The organism is Novosphingobium aromaticivorans DSM 12444 (genome assembly GCF_000013325.1).
In the GTDB taxonomy this organism is placed as follows: domain Bacteria; phylum Pseudomonadota; class Alphaproteobacteria; order Sphingomonadales; family Sphingomonadaceae; genus Novosphingobium; species Novosphingobium aromaticivorans.
Window position 1 is genome coordinate 1,869,616 of sequence record NC_007794.1, and the last position, 17,927, is coordinate 1,887,542.

Below are 17,927 nucleotides of genomic sequence, written 5' to 3' on the forward strand. Positions count from 1 at the left end.
CGGGAGCGCTTTCAACGCCTATGGCCGAGACCTACGTCGACCCCAGCCGCGAGAACTTCGAGGCCTTCAAGGCGCTCCCGCGCGACACGCCGATCCACATGCTGAACCTCATCAGGTTCCGCGACCTTGCCGAATACCCGGAAGGCCATCCCAACCACGGCAAGGGCCTTACCGGCGCCGAGGCCTATGCCCTTTACAAGGCGGCATTCCAGGCGCTGGTGAAGGATTCGGGGGCGGCCATGGTCTGGGAAGCGCCGCTCGAATGCGTGGTCACCGGCCCCGCTGACGAATGGGACGAGGCTTTCGTCATGGGCTATCCCGATGCGCGTGCCTTCTTCGCGATGGTGAAGGACGAGGCCTATGTCCGCGATGCCCTGCCACACCGCACCGCAGCAGTTGCCGATAGCCGCCTGATCCGGTTCAAGGGCTAGAAAAGGTCCAACTGCCCGTTGCGGCTCGGTTTTCTGAATTGCGTGCAGTCAAGGTCGATCTCCGCCTTGCCGATGCCGTACTTGCGGCAGGCGACGCGGAAGCGGGTGCGGATGAGGTCGGCCCAGATGCCTTCGGGCTTCATCCGGGTGAAGAACTTCGCGTCGTAATCCTTTCCGCCGCGCACTGCCTGGACGATGGACATGACCTTGCCCGCGCGGTCGGGGAAGTGCGTGTCCAGCCATTCGCGGAAAAGCGGCGCGACTTCGTGGGGCAGGCGGACCATGATCCAGCTTGCCGAGCGGACGCCCCGTTCCGCCGCCGCCGCCAGAATGCCTTCCATGAATTCGTCGGTGATCGACGGGATCACAGGAGCGACCGAGACATGGGCAGGGACACCGGCGACGACAAGCTTTTCCAGCGCGTCCAGTCGCTTGGCTGGCGAACTCGCGCGGGGTTCGAGCAGGCCGGACAGGCGCGGATCGAGGCTGGTGACCGAGATGCCGACAGCGGTCAGTCGATGCCGCGCCAGTTCGGTCAGCAGATCGAGATCGTCGATGACGCGCGCGGATTTCGTGGTGATCGTCACCGGGTGACGCAGTTCGAGGCAGAGCTGGAGGATCTCGCGGGTGATGCGATAGCGGCCTTCGATGGGCTGATAGGGGTCGGTGTTCGTGCCCATCGCTATAGGAGCAGGGGCGTACCCCGGCTTTGCCAAGGTCTCGCGCAGAAGCCTTGCCGCATCGGGTTTGGCAAAGAGCTTCGTTTCGAAATCCAGCCCCGGCGAAAGGTCGTGATAGGCGTGCGTGGGCCGGGCGTAGCAGTAGATGCAGCCATGTTCGCAGCCGCGATAGGCGTTGACCGATCGATCGAACGGAATGTCTGGTGAACGATTGAAGGTGAGGATCGAGCGCGGATGTTCGAGCGTTACGGTCGTGCGCAGCTTGGGTCCCGGGCCGTCCAGTCCCTCGCGCTCGTCCATCCAGTCGCCATCGGCTTCGCGCGCAGCCAGCCCGAACCTGTCCGGGACACGCGCCAATTGCGCACCTCTTCCGTGAATGGCCATGGCGCGAAACGAACATAAAGAGAACAAAATTGCAAGTCGCTTGCGGCGCGGCGTCCACAAATGATCCATAGTTGGAGGTTAACCCGGTTGGCGCGCGGCGTTCTGTTGCGCATGGAAAGGCCATGCGGGTTCGAATCGGAACCATCGTCTTTGCGGGATCGGCCCTGTCTGCGCTGCTCGGGGCGGTCGCGATGGGGCTCGCCATGTGGATTGCCCAGCGCGAAGGCTTTTCGCACTATCTCGCAACCCGCGATGCCGAGCGGCTCGACCAGCTGGTTCGGCGGTTCGACGAGGAGGCTGTCGCGCGAGGCGGAATTGCTGCCTTCAGGGCGGGGCGCTTCACGCTTGGCGAGGCTTTCGGCGCGCTCGGGCCTCCGCCGATAACGGGCCACGTGTCGCCTGAGGGCGACCGCTCACCGCCCAGAGGCCGTCCACCACCGTCGGAAGACATCGGCGGGCGCCTGGTGCTGTTCGATGCCTCGGGCGAGCGCCTTTCCGGCCCTGAGCGTCCGCCTGTGCTGCCAGGCATGGACGGCAGGCCTCCGCCGCCGCGCATCGAGCACCGCACGCTTACGGTCGAAGGCGTGCAGGTCGGCACGATAGCGATGCTGCCCCGCGTTCCGGCAAACGGCGACGTCGAGGCCAGGTTCCTGCAAAGCCAGGTTCGCTATGGCCTGTTGGCCTTGCTCGTGGTCGTTCTGTTGTGCCTCTATCCGTCATGGCTGGTAGGGCGAGCCGGTGCCCGCGCTGCCGGCCGGTTCGCACGCCGCACCGCAGCCATCGCGGCGGGCGACTATTATCGCTACGACCGCAAGCCCAGCTTCGTCGTGGAACTTGACGCCGTGGGGCTGGACTTGTCGCGCATGGCAGGCAGCCTGCAGCGGATGGAAAGCGCGCGCAGGCGCTGGCTTGCCGAGATCGCGCACGAATTGCGAACGCCACTGGCGGTGCTGCGCGGGGAGATCGAAGCCCTGCGCGACGGTATCCGGCAGCCCGGACGCGCCGAGATCGATTCCCTCCTGGCCGAGGCCGGATCGCTCGGCAGACTGGTCGACGACCTGCATTTCCTGTCGGTTTCCGAGCTGGAGGGCATGGCTTGCCACTTCGAGCAGGTCGATCCTGCCGAAATCTGCGGGCTGGCCCTGCGCCGGGCACAGATCCTGTCGAAGGCCGAGGGGCTGTCGTTCGCTCTTTCCGTTAGCGGCAATGGCGTTGGCACGGCTTGGTGGGACCGCGACCGGATCGACCAGTTGCTCGCCAACCTGCTCGCCAACGCGTGCCGCTACACCGACCGCCCAGGCAAGATCGAGATGCTGCTTCACGCGGAGCACGACGGGCTGCGGATCGTCATCGACGACACGCCGCCAGGCGTTGATCCCGCCCATTTGCCACACCTGTTCGAGCCCCTCTATCGCGCGGACCCTTCGCGCTCGAGGGCGAGCGGAGGCAGCGGACTGGGGCTTTCGGTCTGCGCCACGATCGTTGAGGCGCATGGCGGAGCGATTGCCGCCGGGTCGTCTCCGTTGGGCGGGCTTCGCGTGACAGTGGACCTTCCGCGCCGGAGCGCCGCATGAACCTCCAGCCATCCCAGCGCCTTGTCTATGTGGTCGAGGACGATGTCCGGATCGCTTCGGTTCTCAGCGATTACCTGACAGCGGAAGGTTTCCTGCCCCGCTGGTTCTCCGATCCTCTGGTTGCGCTCGCATCTGCGCGGAGCCAACCCCCGGCGCTGGTCCTGCTCGACATCATGCTTCCAGGCATCGACGGGCTTGCGTTCTGCCACAGGCTGCGCGCATTCTGCGATTGCCCCATCATCATGCTGACCGCCCGCATTTCAACCGAGGACAAGGTAGCCGGGCTTTCCGCCGGGGCCGACGACTACGTGGTGAAGCCCTTCAGTCCCGGCGAAGTCATGGCGCGGGTCCATGCGCACTTGCGCCGGGCGGAGGGACGGCTTGCGGCGGCCGCGCGCAATGGCGGATATGTGATCGACGAGGCCGGGATGCGTATTTCCTGGAAGGGCCAATGGCTCGATCTCTCGCTTGCGGAGTATGCCGTGGCATCGGCGTTGATGCGGCAACCTGAGCGGAGCTTCACGCGCGGGCAGCTTCTGGACAGCTTGCTCGCCGTCCTAGGCGAACGCACGCTCGAGACGTCGGAGCGAGCCGTCGACAGCCATATCAAGAACATTCGGCGCAAGATCCTGGCGATCGATCCGGGCGGGGCCTGCATCGCAACCGTCTATGGCCTGGGCTACCGCTTCAGCGTCGGCCTGAAAGCAGAAGGAGAACGGCGAGGATAGTCAAGGTGCCGGCAAGCACCACGATGACGACGAACACCTTGCGGTCCCGCGCGGTTTGGTAGGTTCCGGATGTCAGGAAGGTGTGCGTTTCGTCCGACGCGGAGACGGTCAGGTTCTCCAGTTCCTTCCCGCGGCTGACCTTGAACTGCACCGGCAACGCTTCCGATCCGAGGCGGGTCCGGACGGTGAGGGGGCCGCTGCTGTCCCGAAGCTGGAAGCCCGCCATGACGACCACGTAGGGCGAGGGTTCGGTGTCGCCGGGGGTGAAGGCGAAGACGAAGCTGGCGTTGCCCGATGCAGTCCGCAGCCAGAGGCGCGACAGAAGCGCTTCTTCGAACGCAGCGCCGCTGACCTCTGCTTCACGCGCATCGATCAGCCCGTCGCGATTGGTGTCGACACGCGGCACCATCTCCAGCGGGACAGCCGCCGCGACATAGGCACGATCGCCGACGAGATTGATGGTTGCCGTTGCCGGCGGGAGTGCGTGGGCGGTGGCCGGACTGGTGGCCGCTATTGCGAACAATGCCGCCACCAGCAATGCTGCCGCGCGCAGGAAAAAGAAAGTGGCCGCACCGCCGCGTAGGGTGCGAAAAGAGCGCGGCGGGCGGCCAGGTTGGGAAAGGTGGAACGATGCCCGCCACTTTCCCCATGGACCGGTGCGACCGGTTCCTTGTTGTCCCCCCTCCCAGCAGTGCGACCCGATGGGCTTGGAAAGACGTTTCGACCCGAACGTTCTGCCGGGCGGTTGCCTGTTCAACTCGTCGAGCCCTTCACGCAGCGCCCCATGAAGGGAAACTCGTCGGTCACGACGTAATAGTAGATGCCGTCAGGAAACTCCGGAGTGACCCCCGTTCGACCGTTGCACTCATCCAGGTCCCCGGAACCGGCGACGTAGCTGTAGTCTGAAGTGAACGTGCCAAGCGGGAACCACGAGGTTGACGGCCGGTCCGTGTCTGCAGTCGTATCGAGAACGTAGCTCGAGGCGCATTTCTTGACTGCGCTGCTCGCGTCGGTTGCGGTCGTGTAGCAATAGCGCGCGTAGATCGGGAAACCGTCGAGCGCCCAGCCCACGAGCAGCATCTTCCGGTTGCTGTCGGATACGCCGGCGTTGGTCAGCAAGCCCTCGGGCACGCCGTGGTAATGGTAGACACCGCCGGGCTGGACGTGGGCGTTGTTGCTGTCGAGCCCGAGGCTGAAGACCGATTGGCCCAGCGCCTCGACCTTCCACGCATAGCCGCCGCCATCGGCCGAGCACTGGCTGGTGCCGGTAGCGCTCGAAGGGCAGGTGGCGTTGGTCGCGGCCTCGATCTTCACGCTGTTGCGCATGTAGCCGGCGTAGTTGACACTGGTCGCCGTGGTGGTGAGCGTCGGAGCGGCCGTCATCGATGCGCTGATCGATTGCGATGCGATGGCGTTGGGGTTGTTGCTGTTCGGGAAGGTCCCGACGGCGTGGTCTGGCAGTCCCGTGCCCGTCATCGACCGCGTGGTGCCGCTGCAAGACCAGTTCCATGATGCCGACAGCGTGCCCGAGGTGCTGTAGGTGCCGGTATAGGTCCCGCTGTAGGGGCAATCGACCGATGCCGTTGAATAAGCCGTCCCGGTGGCCGTGGGCGTTGGCGTCGGGGTGGCGGTCGGCGTCGGCGAGGGGGTGGGCGTTACCGTCGTCGCGGTGGACGAGCTGTCGTCGCTTCCGCCGCATGCACCGAGGCACAGTGCAAGGGCGAAGACGCTTGCTGCAAGGCAAGGCTTCGACACTTCCGGTCTTGCCACCACAGTCCATCTCTCCCGTCACGAAATCCTGCGACGGACGTATGCGGCGATGATGGATCAAATGTGGATTTCGGACGAAGGGTCCGATCCGGAACTATTTCTCGAGGAGCCTCGGCATCAGTTCGACGAAATTGCAGGGCCGGTTGCGGCTGTCGAGCTGTTCGTCGAGAATCCCGTCCCACCCGTCCTTTACCGCACCGTTCGATCCCGGGAGGGCAAAGATATAGGTGCCGCGCGCGACGACCGCGCAGGCGCGCGACTGGATCGTGCTGGTGCCGATGGTCTTGTAGGACAGCCAGCGGAACAGTTCGCCGAAGCCCGGGATCTCACGCGTCTTCACGCGGTCGAGCGCCTCGGGCGTCACGTCGCGTCCGGTAAGGCCGGTCCCGCCGGTGATGATCACCGCGTCGACCGAACGATCGTCGACCCAGTTGTTGAGCCGGCTGACGATACGGTCCGCATCGTCCTTTTCCATCGCGCGGGCGGCCAGCTTGTGGCCCTTTGCGCGGATGCGTTCAGCGAGGATGTCGCCAGAGGTGTCCTCGTCAGGGCCACGGGTGTCGGAGACGGTCAGCAGGGCGATGTTGATAGGCTTGAATTCGCGGGAGGGATCAATTGCCACGCGAAGCGATCCTTACGTTGTCCGCTCCCGCAAGGCCCGGGAACTTCGGCCACATGCCCTGGACGAGGCCGAGCCGGCTGTCGGACGGGCCGCCCGCCTGCCTTTCGTACATCCAGTAGTTGCGCATGACGATGGCCACATAGCCGCGCGTTTCCCAGTAGGGGATCGATTCCATCCACAGCAGCGGATCGCTGCCGCCACGGATCTCGGTGTTCCAGCGCGCCACCGGCAGCGGCCCGGCGTTGTAGGCCGCCATGACCTTGGGCAGCAGGCCTTGCGTGGCCTCGGCATCGCGGAGCTGCTGGAGATACTGCTGGCCGAACGCGAGGTTCACGTCCGGCAGGTCGAGCTGGCGATCGCGCCCGGCCATGAGCGGTTCCACGCGGGCCATGTCGCGCGCGGTGCCGGGGCGCACCTGCATGAGGCCCTTGGCGCCGGCCGGGCTGGTAACGGCGGTGCGGAAGTTCGATTCCTGCAACGAATGGGCGAAGAGGAGCGCCGGGTCGACCTTCCAGCCGGTTGCCGGGGTCCACTTGGGCGCGGGGAAGCGGGCGGCTTCGTCGGGCCGGGCACCCGAAGGCGCGTTGTACGCCATCCAGAGCTGGGTCGAGGGCAGGCCGAGGTCGCGGGCAAGCCGCGAGAGCGGGGCGTACTGGCCCGGCGCACCGATGCGCGCCTGATGACGCAGGATCTCGTCCGCGAGCCCGTCCTCGCCGATCTCGGCAAGCTGGACGGCGGTGCGGATGTTGGGAACGTCGCGTAATTGCTGCCAGTCCGCCTGCGAGAAATCGGGGGCGGCGGCGGGCTGGCTATCGCGCAGGCCGAGCGCCTCGCTGGCCATCATGCCGTAGAGCGTGTCGCGGTATCGCGCGGCAGAGCGCAGGGCGCCGGAAACCTTCTCGGGCTTGCGGCAGCGCAGCCAGGCGCGGCTTGCCCAGTAGTTCGCGGCCGAGGCGAGTTCCTCGTTGTGGGCGAGGGCGGCAGTCCTTTCGAAGGATTCCGCAGCGGCCATGCAATCGCCAAGGCGCCAGCTCGCAAGGCCTGCGGTCCAATGCGCCTCGGATACCCAAGGCCCCGCGCCGCCTTCCGCAGCCGAAAGCGCAATGGCGCGGGCGGTCGCGTCGTCGTTCTCGATGTAGAAGGCCCAGCCGATCTTCTGGCGCCATTCGGTCCGCGCTTCGGGCGAAAGGGTGGCGTCGACGCCGTCGAGCAGCACGCGCGCTCCGACCGGATCGTCGAACTTGATGCGGTCCATGATCGCGGCAGAGACTGCATCGGGCATGGAGCCGTCGGTGATGGAGCGCGGGCGGATACGCTTCGATACGCTGGGCAGCGAAACCAGGCGCTGACCCTGCGGTAGGGCGGGAAGCTCGCTCGCCCCGCGCTTGAGCGCCAGGCGGCCAAGCTGTTCGGCCCAAGGCAGGTTCGGCGCGCGGTTCAGCACGTCGGTCAGCGCGCCGAGTTCGGCCTTGGGCGAGGTTGCGGCGAGCATGTACTGGCTGCGGGCAACGTCATGCAGCGGGCCGTCGGCACGCTGTGCGAACAGGGCCTGGACCTGGGTCCATTCTTCTCGCTCGATCGCGCCGAACAGTGACTTGTAGAACGAGCGGTCGTCCTGGCTGAGCAGCGAGGGCACGGCGGTACGGTCCGCCCGGCCACGGAAATAGTCGACGGCGGCGCTGTTGGCATTGGCCGGAACGGCGCCCAGCACGGCGAAGCAGGTCGCCAGCGCTGCGAGCGAGCAATGAGCGGCGCGAGCCAGTTTCACTACGTTCCAGTCCCCGTCCAGTCGAGCCAGCGGCTCCAGAAGCCCGCCTTGAGCGCGGGCCGTGCCAGCATTGCCTCAAGATCCCACGCGGGCAATGCGGCGATTACTGAGGGGTTTTGATTAATTGCCTGTAAACTGTGAGCCAAATTCGGTGGATCGTTGCCCAGAAGCGTCGAAATGCTGGTTGCGCCCAGTATCAGCAGTCTATCAGGGGCAACCAGAGCGATGTGGTGCAACAGAACGTCGCCGATCCCGGCTTGGCGCAGGGCCGCCCAGTCCGGCATGGGCACGTGCGCAGGTATGGCAGAGGCGATGTAGGTCTCGCCCCTCTCGAGGCCCATAGCCGCCAGCATCGCGTCGAGCAGCCGGCCGGCTCGGCCCGAGAGGAGCGTGTCGCCATCGTCCGCCGAGGGCATCGGCACGACGATCATCAACTTTGCCCCCGCCGGACCGGCAGGCACCAGTCGGCGCAGCCCTGCCGGCGCGAGGACGGGCTCTGCCAGCCACCAGTCCGCGAAGGCGGCCAGTTCCGTCGGCCAGCCGGACCGGTCGCTTACCGTCGGGGGTGGCGGCGAATCGTCGCGTTCGGCGATGAGTTCGCGAAGCGGCTTCTGCGGAGTAGGGGCCTGGGCCGCGGCGGCAAGGCGCGCGGCGGCCAGCCAATCCTGCGGCTCGTCGACGAAGGTCCCGTCCACCCCGGCGTCGCGCCACCAATCCAGCGCTGCCGCAAGGGCATCGCCGAAAGAGGGGGCTGGTTTGTCAGCGGTGTCGGGCAACCTGTGCTTCCTCGCAGTTCAATTTGCGGTCTTGACCTCGCCTGTGGCCTCTTTCAAGGCGGAATGCGAAATCAAATGCGCAATTAGTCGGGAGTGATCGGGGCATGAGCGAACGGGAATCGATGCCGTATGACGTCGTTATCGTCGGCGGCGGTCCGGCGGGGCTGGCAGCCTCGATCCGGTTGAAGCAGGTGAATCCCGAAATTTCGGTCTGCATCCTCGAAAAGGGTTCGGAAATCGGCGCGCACATTCTTTCGGGCGCGGTGGTCGATCCCAAGGCGCTTGACGAACTGCTGCCCGAATGGCGCGAGCAGGGCTGCCCGATGGCCGAAGTGCCCGTGACCGACAACTGGCATTGGGTGCTCTCGAAGAAGGGCAAGATGTCGATCCCACACTGGCCGATGCCTCCGTTCATGTCGAACGACGGCAACTACACCGGTTCGCTCGGCAACCTGTGCCGCTGGCTGGCCGAGCAGGCGATGGAACTGGGCGTGGAAATCTTCCCCGGCTTTCCTGCCGCCGAAGTGCTGTTCGATGAAAATGGCGCGGTCATGGGCGTCGCGACCGGCGACATGGGCGTGGCCAAGGACGGTTCGCACAAGCCCGACTACCAGCCGGGCATGGAACTTCACGCCAAGTACACCCTCTTCGCAGAGGGCGCACGCGGGCATCTGACCAAGCGCCTGAAGGCTCACTTCGACCTCGAGCGCGATTGCGAGCCGCAGGTCTACGGCATCGGCATCAAGGAACTGTGGGACATCGATCCGGCCAAGCACGTGCCGGGCCGCGTCATTCACACGCAGGGCTGGCCGCTGTCGGAGTCGAACTCATGGGGCGGTGGTTTCCTTTACCACCAGGCCAACAACCAGGTGGCGCTCGGTTTCGTCACCGCGCTCGATTACGCCAACCCCTATGTCTATCCGTTCGAGGAATTCCAGCGCTGGAAGCAGCACCCGGAAATCCGCGCGATCCTCGAGGGCGGTCGCCGCGTTTCCTACGGGGCGCGTGCGATCAACGAGGGTGGCTGGCAGTCCGTGCCGCGCCTGTCGTTCCCTGGCGGCGCGCTGATCGGTTGCTCCGCAGGCTTCGTCAACGTGCCGCGCATCAAGGGCAGCCACACCGCGATGAAGAGCGGGATGCTGGCGGCCGATTCCATCGTGGCGGCCATCGCGGCGGGCCGCGAGAAGGACGACATGGTCGAATACGACACTGCCGTCCGCGAAAGCTGGATCGCCACGGAACTCAAGAAGGTCCAGAACGCGCAGCCGCTCGTCGCCAAGTTCGGCGGTGAACTGGGCACCGTGCTGGCGGGGGCGGACATGTGGCTTCGCACTGTCGGCGGCTTCGGCATCTGGAAGCCGATGAAGCACCACCGCGACAGCGAGGCGACCCAGCGCGCCGACCTCTACAAGCCGATCGCCTATCCCAAGCCCGATGGCGTCATCACCTTCGACCGTCTGACCAGCGTCTCGTTTTCCTATACCAACCACGAGGAGGACCAGCCCTGTCACCTCGTGCTCAAGGACCCGGAGGTGCCGACGCGCATCAACCTGCCGCTCTATGCCGGGCCCGAGCAGCGCTATTGCCCGGCGGGCGTCTACGAGTACGTCGGCGTCGAGGAAGGCAATCCGCGCCTTCAGATCAACGCGCAGAACTGCGTCCACTGCAAGACCTGCGACATCAAGGACATGACCCAGAACATCGACTGGGTCACGCCCGAAGGCGGCGGTGGCCCGAACTACCCGAACATGTGATCGGGGCAGGACGAAAATGCAGGAGGCGTCGGGGCTTGCTCCGGCGCCTCTTCCGTTTCAGGGGAGGGCCATGAGTCTGCGCGAAACCGCCTATGCCAAGATCAACCTTGCCCTCCACGTAAGGCGGCGCAGGGATGACGGGTATCACGAGCTGGAAACGCTGTTCGCGTTCGTCGATGCGGGGGATGAGCTGACGGCGAAGCCGGCTCCTGCGGACTCCTTGCGAGTCTTCGGCGAGTTTGGCGGGGCGCTGGACGATCCGTTCGGTAACATCGTAGCCAAGGCGCTCGGGACCTTGCCGCATGGCGAGGGCTGGGCGGTGACGCTGGAGAAGCATCTCCCGGTCGCCGCGGGCCTCGGTGGAGGATCCGCCGATGCGGGGGCGGTCTTCCGCATGGTGGAGCGCAGCCACGGCCTTCCGGCAGACTGGCATGCCCGCGCTGCCAGGCTGGGCGCGGATGTCCCCGCCTGTGTCGAAAGCGCGGCCTGCATCGGTCGCGGCACGGGAACCGAACTCGAACCCATCCCTAACGACCTTGCCGGAACGCCGGTTCTTCTCGTCAATCCGCGCATCCCGCTTGCGACCGGCCCGGTGTTCAAGGCCTGGGATGGCGTGGACCGGGGCGCGCTTGAAGGCGCCACCGCTCGCGAAGTCGCCTTTGCCGGACGCAACGACCTCGAGGCGCCCGCGCTCTCGCTCGTGCCGGAGATCGGCGCTGTCCTCGTTACCCTGCGCCAGACTGGCGGATGGCTCACGCGCATGTCCGGCTCGGGCGCAACCTGCTTCGCGCTCTACGACACGCCGGAGCAGCGCGATCTGGCGCAGGCCGCGATGCCGCCATCGTGGTGGACACTGGGGGGAGCCCTGCGTTGAACGAAGCCTGGAAGATCGTCGGCATACCCCGCTTCGGTGGCATCCTGGTCGTGTCCGATCATGCCTCCAACCACGTGCCGGCCGACATCGACCTCGGCATCGCGCCCGGACTGCTGGACCAGCACGTCGCCATCGACATTGGCGTGGCCGAAGTCGGCGCGCTGATGGCGCAGCGTCCCGGCATTGCCGCGTTCCAGGGCGGCGTCAGCCGCCTCGTCTGCGATTTCAACCGCGATGAGCATCTGCCCACCGTCGTTCCCATCGCCAGCGACGGTCACGCCATTCCCGGCAATGCGCTTGACCACGCCGGACACGAAGCCCGTCTCGCGCGCTTCTTCCGCCCTTATCACGACGCCCTTGGCAAGTTGCTGGCCGACGTCCCGCAGGCGCTGATCCTTTCGCTCCACAGCTTCACGCCACAACTGGCATCGAGCGAAGAGCCGCGTCCCTGGCACGTCGGCGTGTTGTACAACGAGGACGACCGCGCCGCCCGCATCGCCATCCCCCTGCTTCAGGCCGAAGGACTCTGCGTGGGCGACCAGCTTCCCTATTCGGGCAAGCTTCTGAACGCGACGATGAACCGCCATGCCGAGGCCGACGGCAGGCCCTACCTTGGCATCGAGGTACGCCAGGACCTGATCGGCGATGGCGCGGGCCAGGTCGAATGGGCGGAACGCCTGTCGCGCATCGCCAATCAGGTTGCGGTTGCAATTACCTAGGATTTCTGGGGCTTTTCGCCACTGACAGCGAGGTAATTTAACCTTCGACATGGCCCCTTGCCCTGGGTTAGGGGCAAGCCCAAGTCGCACGTAAACTGATTCCCTGTCCGGAGTTCCTGCAATGCCCGCCTATCGTTCGCGCACGACCACCCACGGCCGCAACATGGCAGGTGCACGCGGCCTCTGGCGCGCTACCGGCATGAAGGACAGCGATTTCGGCAAGCCGATCATCGCCGTCGTGAACTCGTTTACCCAGTTCGTCCCCGGCCACGTCCACCTCAAGGACCTGGGCCAGATGGTCGCCCGCGAAATCGAAGCAGCGGGCGGCGTCGCGAAGGAATTCAACACCATCGCGGTCGACGATGGCATCGCCATGGGCCATGACGGCATGCTCTATTCGCTGCCCAGCCGCGATCTGATCGCCGACAGCGTCGAATACATGGTCAACGCCCATTGCGCCGACGCGATGGTCTGCATCTCCAACTGCGACAAGATCACCCCCGGCATGCTCATGGCGGCAATGCGGATCAACATCCCGGTGGTCTTCGTGTCCGGCGGCCCGATGGAGGCCGGCAAGGTCATCCTCAAGGGCAAGGAACACGCGCTCGACCTCGTCGATGCGATGGTCGCCGCCGCAGACGAAAGCTTCACCGACGAGGAAGTGACCGCCATCGAGCGTTCGGCCTGCCCGACCTGCGGTTCGTGCTCGGGCATGTTCACCGCCAATTCGATGAACTGCCTGACCGAGGCGCTTGGACTTTCGCTGCCCGGCAACGGATCGACCCTTGCCACCCACGCCGATCGCCAGCGCCTGTTCCTCGAAGCAGGCCGCCTCGTGGTCGACCTGTGCAAGCGCTACTACGAGCAGGACGACGAAAGCGTCCTGCCGCGTTCGATCGCCACGTTCGAGGCTTTCGAGAACGCGATGAGCCTCGACATCGCGATGGGCGGTTCGACCAACACCGTGCTGCATCTGCTGGCCGCCGCGCACGAGGCGGGCGTCAACTTCACCATGTCCGACATCGACCATCTCAGCCGCAAGGTGCCGTGCCTGTCAAAGGTCGCTCCGGCAAAGTCCGATGTGCACATGGAAGACGTCCACCGCGCAGGTGGCATTTATGCCATCCTCGGCGAACTGGACCGCGCGGGCCTGCTTCATACCCATCTGCCGACCGTCCACAGCCGCACGCTTGGCGATGCGCTGAACCAGTGGGACGTGAAGCGCACCAACTCGCCCACGGTGCAGGAATTCTTCCGCGCCGCGCCGGGCGGCGTGCCGACGCAGGTTGCCTTCTCGCAGGATCGCCGCTGGAAGGAACTCGATCTGGACCGCGAAACGGGCGTGATCCGTTCGGCCGAGCATGCGTTCTCGAAGGACGGCGGCCTTGCCGTGCTGTTCGGTAACATCGCCCGCGAGGGTTGCATCGTGAAGACCGCGGGCGTGGACGACAGCATCCTGAAGTTCACCGGTCCGGCAAAGGTCTATGAAAGCCAGGATGCCGCCGTCACCGCGATCCTCACCGGGCAGGTGACCTCGGGCGACGTGGTCGTGATCCGGTACGAAGGGCCCAAGGGCGGCCCCGGCATGCAGGAAATGCTCTATCCGACGAGCTACCTGAAGTCGAAGGGCCTGGGTGCGGCCTGCGCGCTGCTGACCGATGGCCGTTTCTCGGGCGGCACGTCGGGCCTGTCCATCGGCCACGTCTCGCCGGAGGCTGCCGAGGGCGGGGAGATCGGTCTGGTCGAGAACGGCGACGTGATCGAGATCGACATTCCGAACCGCACCATCCACCTTGCCGTGGCGGACGATGTCCTTGCCCAGCGCCGGGCGGAGCAGGAGGCGAAGGGCTGGAAGCCGGTCAAGGAACGCCCGCGCAAGGTGTCGACCGCGCTCAGGGCCTATGCCGCGATGACCACCAGCGCGGCGCGCGGTGCGGTGCGCGATCTTTCGCAACTCAAGATCGACTGACGTGCGCCGGCTTGCGCCTCTCCTGCTGTGCGCGGCACTCGCCGCCTGCTCGGGGGGCGAAGCTGCGCCGAAGGGCCGGGTCATTGACTGCATTGTGGCCGGGGCCGCGAAGTTCCTGCCTGAATGCTTCGTGGAAGATCAGCGCAGCGGTGATCGTCGTTTCCTGACCGTGCGCCACAAGGATGGCGGGTTTCGTCGTTTCGAGATGGTGGACGACGGTCGCGGCGTCGTCTCGGCCGATGGTGCCGACGAAGCCACGGCGCGCTGGTCGTCGGAAGGCGTGCTCGAAGTCAGTGTCGCCAATGAACGCTATCGCTTTCCGGCAAGGATGAAGGCCGATGCCGCGCAGCCGTGACCGCTTGCTCACGCAGGTCCTTAACGTCGCGCAGATGCACGCGGCCGAGCAGGCGTTGATCGCGGCGGGAACCGACGTCCACCAGCTCATGCAGCGGGCCGGGCGCGGCGCGGGCGAGTGGGTGCGACGGATCGCGGCCGGCCGCCCCGTCACGGTGCTCTGCGGGCCGGGCAATAATGGCGGCGACGGTTGGGTCATCGCCGAATATCTGCGAGAGCACGGCAATCCGGTAACGGTCGTTGTCGCACGCGAGCCGGGCACGGGTGCGGCGAAGACCGCTCGCTCGCTCTATCGCGGTGCCGCCGTGCCCGGTGACGCTGCGGTAGAGGGCGAAGTGCTTGTCGATTGCCTGTTCGGTAGCGGCCTGACGCGGGGCCTGTCGGACGATCTCTTCGAGCTGCTTGCCTGTCTTGCCCGGCGCCATCCTCATCGTATCGCCATCGATGTGCCGAGCGGCGTGGAAAGCGATAGCGGACGCCCGCTCAATGCCGGCCTGCCGCAATCGACCCTGACCATCGCCCTCGGGGCCTGGAAGCATGCGCATTTCGCGATGCCCGCCTGCGCGATGATGGGCGTGCTGCGCCTCGTTGACATCGGCGTGAACGAAGTGCCGGGAGCGGCGCGCGTGCTGGCAAGGCCATCCATCTCCGTGCCCGCCGCCGATGCCCACAAGTACCGCCGGGGCATGCTCGGGATCGTGGCCGGGGCAATGCCGGGGGCGACCATTCTCGCCTCGACGGCGGCGCTGCGGGCAGGGGCGGGCTATGTGAAGCTTGCCGCCTCCGCCGCGCCCGCGAACGCTCCAGCCGAACTGGTGGTGACCTCCGATCTTTCCGCGATGCTTGCCGACGATCGCCTTGCGGCGCTGCTGGTCGGCCCCGGCTTCGGGCGCGGCGACGAGGCCGCGCGCATCCTTGCCCGGTCGCTGCACGCCGCGAGGCCCAGCGTGGTCGACGCGGACGGGCTCATGCTCCTTCGCCCCGCCATGCTTTCGGGGACGCCGATGGTGCTGACGCCGCACGACGGGGAAATGGCCGCACTGGAACGCGCGTTCGACCTTCCGGCGAGCGGGCTCCGCCGCGAGCGTGCGCTCGCGCTGGCTGCTGCCAGCAAGGCCGTGGTCGTGCTCAAGGGGCCGGACAGCGTGATCGCAGGGCCGGAGGGCGAACTCGTCGTTTCGCCGCGCGCTTCGTCGTGGCTGTCCGTGGCCGGGACCGGCGATGTCCTGGCCGGGACCATCGCGAGCCGCCTGGCCGTTCATGGAGATGCCATGCGCGCCGCCGAGGAAGGTTTGTGGCTGCACGGCGAGGCGGCCAGGATCGTCGGCTCCGCCTTTACCGCCGGGGAACTGGCCTGCGCCGTGCGTGCGGCTGTCGAGGAATGTCTTTGATGAATGATGCCGGCCTGATCGTGCGCGTTGCCGCCAAGGGCGAGGGGGCAACTGCCGACGGACGCTATGCCGCGCTGGCCGCGCCTGGCGATACGCTCCTGCCCGACGGTACGCTTGTCCACGGGCCCGACCACGTCGATCCCGCTTGCCGCCATTTCCCGACCTGCGGTGGTTGCCAGTTGCAGCACCTGTCCGAAGCCGCGCTTTCTGCCTATGTGTTCGACCGCGTGGTCGGTGCGGCGAAGGGGCAGGGCCTCGAACCTGCCGCCACCACGCCCGCGCACCTCTCGCCGCCCCGCACGCGTCGTCGCGCCACGCTCCATGCGCAGGCAATCGGCAAGCGCGTTGTCATCGGTTTTCGCGAACAGGGTTCGCACAAGATCGTCGACATGCGCGAATGCCATGTGCTCGCGATTGAGCTCTTCGCGCTGGTCGGCCCGTTGCGCGCGCTGCTGGAAGGCTGGAACGACCGCAAGCTCGCCGTCGACATCGAGCTTGCGCTTTCCGACCAGGGGGCGTCCGTCGGGCTGAAGGGCCTTGCGGCGGAAGGCCTCGCCAAGACCGAGGCGCTGCTCGATTTCGCCCGCGACAATGGCCTCGCGCGGTTGACGCTCGATGCCGGTTACGGTCCGGAAGGCGTGTGGGAGCCGGAACCTGTCACTGTGACGCTCGGCGGAACGCCCGTCGCCCTGCCCCCGGGCGCCTTCCTGCAGGCGACGGCGGATGGCGAGGCCGCGCTTGTCGGCGCGGCGCGCGAGTGGTTGTCGGGTGCTGCGACCGTGGCCGACCTTTTCTCTGGCCTGGGCACGTTTGCCTTCGCGCTGGCCGGACCCGCGACCAAGGTCCTCGCGGTCGAGGCCGCGCGCGAGCCATACATGGTCTGCCAGGCAGCGGCGCGGATGAATGGCCGCCCGGTCCATGCGCTTCACCGCGACCTGTTCCGCAATCCCCTGCGTGTCGAGGAACTGGACCGCTTCGCCGCCGTGCTGATCGACCCGCCCCGTGCCGGCGCGCAGGAACAGGTCGAACAGATCGCTGCCAGCAAGGTGGCGCGCGTGGTCTATGTCAGTTGCAATCCGGCAAGCTGGGCGCGTGATGCCGTGCGCCTGATCGCAGGTGGCTACAGGCTGGCGGAAGTGCGCCCAGTTGGCCAGTTCCGGTGGTCGACCCACGTCGAACTGGCCAGCCTGTTCATCCGCGACTGACCGGTCAGAACACCAGCCTTGCCGCGTGGTAGATCAGCGCCATGAGCGCGATCGAGGAAAGCCCGAACAGCGAGAAGCGCACGACGACCTTGTTGACCGTCGCCTGCACCAGCGAATGCACCACGCGCAGGCCGACATAGGCCCAGGCCACGCTCGCGCTCGTCCCGTTGCCCTGTCCGACAAGCGCGATGACCAGCACCGCTGCGTAGAACAGCGTCGGCGCTTCGTGGAGATGGTTGTAGTTGTGCGCCTTCCACTGGACGTTGGCGGGCAGGATGTCGTCGAGCGTCCGGGACGGGTCGCGCGCCAGCGAATCCGGATCGAGCTTTGCCGCGCTCATCGCGGGGATGCGGGTCGCGTACATCCACAGCCACATGACCATGGTCCAAGCCATCAACGCGACGGCCGGTTGCAGGATTGCTGCCACTTTCATCGTCATTCTCCCCCTCTTGTCATCGTCAATGGCGTTACATGTGGCCCATCGTCGCTCCCAGTGCGCGGATGGCCAGCACGATCAGGCATGTGGTGGACAGCAGGAACAGGCTGAAACGCACCGGCACCCGGTTGACCGTTGCCTGCCAGACCGAATGGATCACGCGCAGCACGACGTACGCCCAGGCCAGCCCGACATCGAGCGGGCCTGCCGCGCCCTGGATCGCCAGGATGGCGACGGTCGCATAGAACAGCGTCGGCTGTTCCATCAGGTGGGCATAGTTGTGCGCCTTCCAGTTGATTTCGTCGGGCAGCACGCCTTCGAGATCCTGCCCCCGGCCGCCCGGCTTGGCCTTGCCCAATCCGCCGAGCTTCGTCAGTGCGGGCAGGCGGGTGAAGGCCATCCAGAACAGCATCACGATCGACCACAGCACCAGCACCGCCGCCGGCATGAGGATCTGTGCCTGCATTCGTCCCGTCTCCCCCGGTCCAATCT

The 17,927-nt window shown here is 66.4% G+C and carries 18 protein-coding genes; 10 read left to right on the forward strand and 8 right to left on the reverse strand.

All coding sequences use genetic code 11. The features are described from left to right. Window positions 1–20: 20 nt before the first annotated feature. Complete coding sequence (locus SARO_RS08870) at window positions 21–431, forward strand: DUF1330 domain-containing protein (protein WP_041550258.1); 411 nt, start codon at window positions 21–23, stop codon at window positions 429–431. On the opposite strand, the gene SARO_RS08875 is transcribed toward SARO_RS08870, so the two are convergent. Further along, on the reverse strand, window positions 428–1,495 hold the full coding sequence (locus SARO_RS08875) for a PA0069 family radical SAM protein (RefSeq protein WP_143004889.1): 1,068 nt from the start codon (window positions 1,493–1,495) through the stop codon (window positions 428–430). The two genes, SARO_RS08870 and SARO_RS08875, sit on opposite strands and share 4 nt — an antisense overlap. A 122-nt stretch (window positions 1,496–1,617) precedes the next feature. Between SARO_RS08875 and SARO_RS20220 the strand changes: the two genes are divergently transcribed. Together SARO_RS20220 and SARO_RS08885 are read left to right on the forward strand one after the other, a co-directional pair. Then, on the forward strand, window positions 1,618–3,069 hold the full coding sequence (locus SARO_RS20220; protein WP_011445424.1) for an ATP-binding protein: 1,452 nt from the start codon (window positions 1,618–1,620) through the stop codon (window positions 3,067–3,069). Next, window positions 3,066–3,797 carry a response regulator transcription factor gene (locus tag SARO_RS08885; protein ID WP_011445425.1) on the forward strand — a complete coding sequence of 244 codons (732 nt, stop codon included), beginning with the start codon at window positions 3,066–3,068 and terminating at the stop codon, window positions 3,795–3,797. Before SARO_RS20220 ends, SARO_RS08885 begins: the two co-directional genes overlap by 4 nt. On the opposite strand, the gene SARO_RS08890 is transcribed toward SARO_RS08885, so the two are convergent. From SARO_RS08890 to SARO_RS08910, 5 genes are all read right to left on the reverse strand, one after another. Beyond that, the gene (locus tag SARO_RS08890) at window positions 3,757–4,329 is read right to left on the reverse strand and encodes a hypothetical protein (RefSeq protein ID WP_143004888.1); all 573 of its coding nucleotides are present in this window, start codon (window positions 4,327–4,329) and stop codon (window positions 3,757–3,759) included. The two genes, SARO_RS08885 and SARO_RS08890, sit on opposite strands and share 41 nt — an antisense overlap. Window positions 4,330–4,550: 221 nt before the next feature. Beyond that, window positions 4,551–5,567 carry a YHYH protein gene (locus SARO_RS20655; RefSeq protein ID WP_198136615.1) on the reverse strand — a complete coding sequence of 339 codons (1,017 nt, stop codon included), beginning with the start codon at window positions 5,565–5,567 and terminating at the stop codon, window positions 4,551–4,553. Between the two features lie 94 nt (window positions 5,568–5,661). Then, window positions 5,662–6,189 carry a molybdenum cofactor biosynthesis protein B gene (gene moaB, locus SARO_RS08900; RefSeq protein ID WP_011445428.1) on the reverse strand — a complete coding sequence of 176 codons (528 nt, stop codon included), beginning with the start codon at window positions 6,187–6,189 and terminating at the stop codon, window positions 5,662–5,664. Beyond that, window positions 6,179–7,957, reverse strand: coding sequence for a lytic transglycosylase domain-containing protein (locus SARO_RS08905; protein WP_011445429.1), 1,779 nt, complete (start codon window positions 7,955–7,957; stop codon window positions 6,179–6,181). Before SARO_RS08905 ends, moaB begins: the two co-directional genes overlap by 11 nt. Continuing rightward, the gene (locus SARO_RS08910; RefSeq protein ID WP_011445430.1) at window positions 7,957–8,733 is read right to left on the reverse strand and encodes a uracil-DNA glycosylase family protein; all 777 of its coding nucleotides are present in this window, start codon (window positions 8,731–8,733) and stop codon (window positions 7,957–7,959) included. The genes SARO_RS08905 and SARO_RS08910 overlap by 1 nt, the downstream gene beginning before the upstream one ends. Window positions 8,734–8,837: 104 nt before the next feature. Between SARO_RS08910 and SARO_RS08915 the strand changes: the two genes are divergently transcribed. From SARO_RS08915 to SARO_RS08945, 7 genes are all read left to right on the forward strand, one after another. Beyond that, the gene (locus SARO_RS08915) at window positions 8,838–10,487 is read left to right on the forward strand and encodes an electron transfer flavoprotein-ubiquinone oxidoreductase (RefSeq protein ID WP_011445431.1); all 1,650 of its coding nucleotides are present in this window, start codon (window positions 8,838–8,840) and stop codon (window positions 10,485–10,487) included. 70 nt (window positions 10,488–10,557) lie between these two features. After that, window positions 10,558–11,361, forward strand: a complete 804-nt coding sequence (locus SARO_RS08920; protein ID WP_041550262.1) for a 4-(cytidine 5'-diphospho)-2-C-methyl-D-erythritol kinase — start codon at window positions 10,558–10,560, stop codon at window positions 11,359–11,361. Continuing rightward, on the forward strand, window positions 11,358–12,080 hold the full coding sequence (locus tag SARO_RS08925) for an N-formylglutamate amidohydrolase (RefSeq protein ID WP_011445433.1): 723 nt from the start codon (window positions 11,358–11,360) through the stop codon (window positions 12,078–12,080). Before SARO_RS08920 ends, SARO_RS08925 begins: the two co-directional genes overlap by 4 nt. Before the next feature lie 121 nt (window positions 12,081–12,201). Then, the gene (gene ilvD, locus SARO_RS08930; RefSeq protein WP_011445434.1) at window positions 12,202–14,049 is read left to right on the forward strand and encodes a dihydroxy-acid dehydratase; all 1,848 of its coding nucleotides are present in this window, start codon (window positions 12,202–12,204) and stop codon (window positions 14,047–14,049) included. A 130-nt stretch (window positions 14,050–14,179) separates the two neighbouring features. Beyond that, window positions 14,180–14,404 (forward strand): hypothetical protein, encoded by a 225-nt coding sequence (locus SARO_RS21475; protein ID WP_234007336.1) that lies wholly within the window; start codon window positions 14,180–14,182, stop codon window positions 14,402–14,404. Then, window positions 14,388–15,794 carry a bifunctional ADP-dependent NAD(P)H-hydrate dehydratase/NAD(P)H-hydrate epimerase gene (locus SARO_RS08940; protein WP_011445436.1) on the forward strand — a complete coding sequence of 469 codons (1,407 nt, stop codon included), beginning with the start codon at window positions 14,388–14,390 and terminating at the stop codon, window positions 15,792–15,794. The genes SARO_RS21475 and SARO_RS08940 overlap by 17 nt, the downstream gene beginning before the upstream one ends. After that, window positions 15,794–16,999: a class I SAM-dependent RNA methyltransferase gene (locus SARO_RS08945; protein ID WP_011445437.1), complete on the forward strand. Its 1,206-nt coding sequence runs from the start codon at window positions 15,794–15,796 to the stop codon at window positions 16,997–16,999. Before SARO_RS08940 ends, SARO_RS08945 begins: the two co-directional genes overlap by 1 nt. Window positions 17,000–17,003: 4 nt before the next feature. Here the strand turns inward: SARO_RS08945 and SARO_RS08950 are convergent, their stop codons facing one another. Together SARO_RS08950 and SARO_RS08955 are read right to left on the reverse strand one after the other, a co-directional pair. Next, window positions 17,004–17,432: an MAPEG family protein gene (locus SARO_RS08950; protein ID WP_011445438.1), complete on the reverse strand. Its 429-nt coding sequence runs from the start codon at window positions 17,430–17,432 to the stop codon at window positions 17,004–17,006. Between the two features lie 34 nt (window positions 17,433–17,466). Next, window positions 17,467–17,901, reverse strand: coding sequence for an MAPEG family protein (locus tag SARO_RS08955; protein ID WP_011445439.1), 435 nt, complete (start codon window positions 17,899–17,901; stop codon window positions 17,467–17,469). Between the last annotated feature and the right edge of the window lie 26 nt (window positions 17,902–17,927).

Bases quoted from the DNA above. Each gene is read 5' to 3' on its own strand.
- SARO_RS08870 (WP_041550258.1), top strand. From the start codon at position 21: ATGGCCGAGACCTACGTCGACCCCAGCCGCGAGAACTTCGAGGCCTTC.
- SARO_RS08875 (WP_143004889.1), bottom strand. From the start codon at position 1,495: ATGGCCATTCACGGAAGAGGTGCGCAATTGGCGCGTGTCCCGGACAGG.
- SARO_RS20220 (WP_011445424.1), top strand. From the start codon at position 1,618: ATGCGGGTTCGAATCGGAACCATCGTCTTTGCGGGATCGGCCCTGTCT.
- SARO_RS08885 (WP_011445425.1), top strand. From the start codon at position 3,066: ATGAACCTCCAGCCATCCCAGCGCCTTGTCTATGTGGTCGAGGACGAT.
- SARO_RS08915 (WP_011445431.1), top strand. From the start codon at position 8,838: ATGAGCGAACGGGAATCGATGCCGTATGACGTCGTTATCGTCGGCGGC.
- SARO_RS08920 (WP_041550262.1), top strand. From the start codon at position 10,558: ATGAGTCTGCGCGAAACCGCCTATGCCAAGATCAACCTTGCCCTCCAC.
- ilvD (WP_011445434.1), top strand. From the start codon at position 12,202: ATGCCCGCCTATCGTTCGCGCACGACCACCCACGGCCGCAACATGGCA.
- SARO_RS08940 (WP_011445436.1), top strand. From the start codon at position 14,388: ATGCCGCGCAGCCGTGACCGCTTGCTCACGCAGGTCCTTAACGTCGCG.
- SARO_RS08945 (WP_011445437.1), top strand. From the start codon at position 15,794: ATGAATGATGCCGGCCTGATCGTGCGCGTTGCCGCCAAGGGCGAGGGG.
- SARO_RS08950 (WP_011445438.1), bottom strand. From the start codon at position 17,432: ATGAAAGTGGCAGCAATCCTGCAACCGGCCGTCGCGTTGATGGCTTGG.
- SARO_RS08955 (WP_011445439.1), bottom strand. From the start codon at position 17,901: ATGCAGGCACAGATCCTCATGCCGGCGGCGGTGCTGGTGCTGTGGTCG.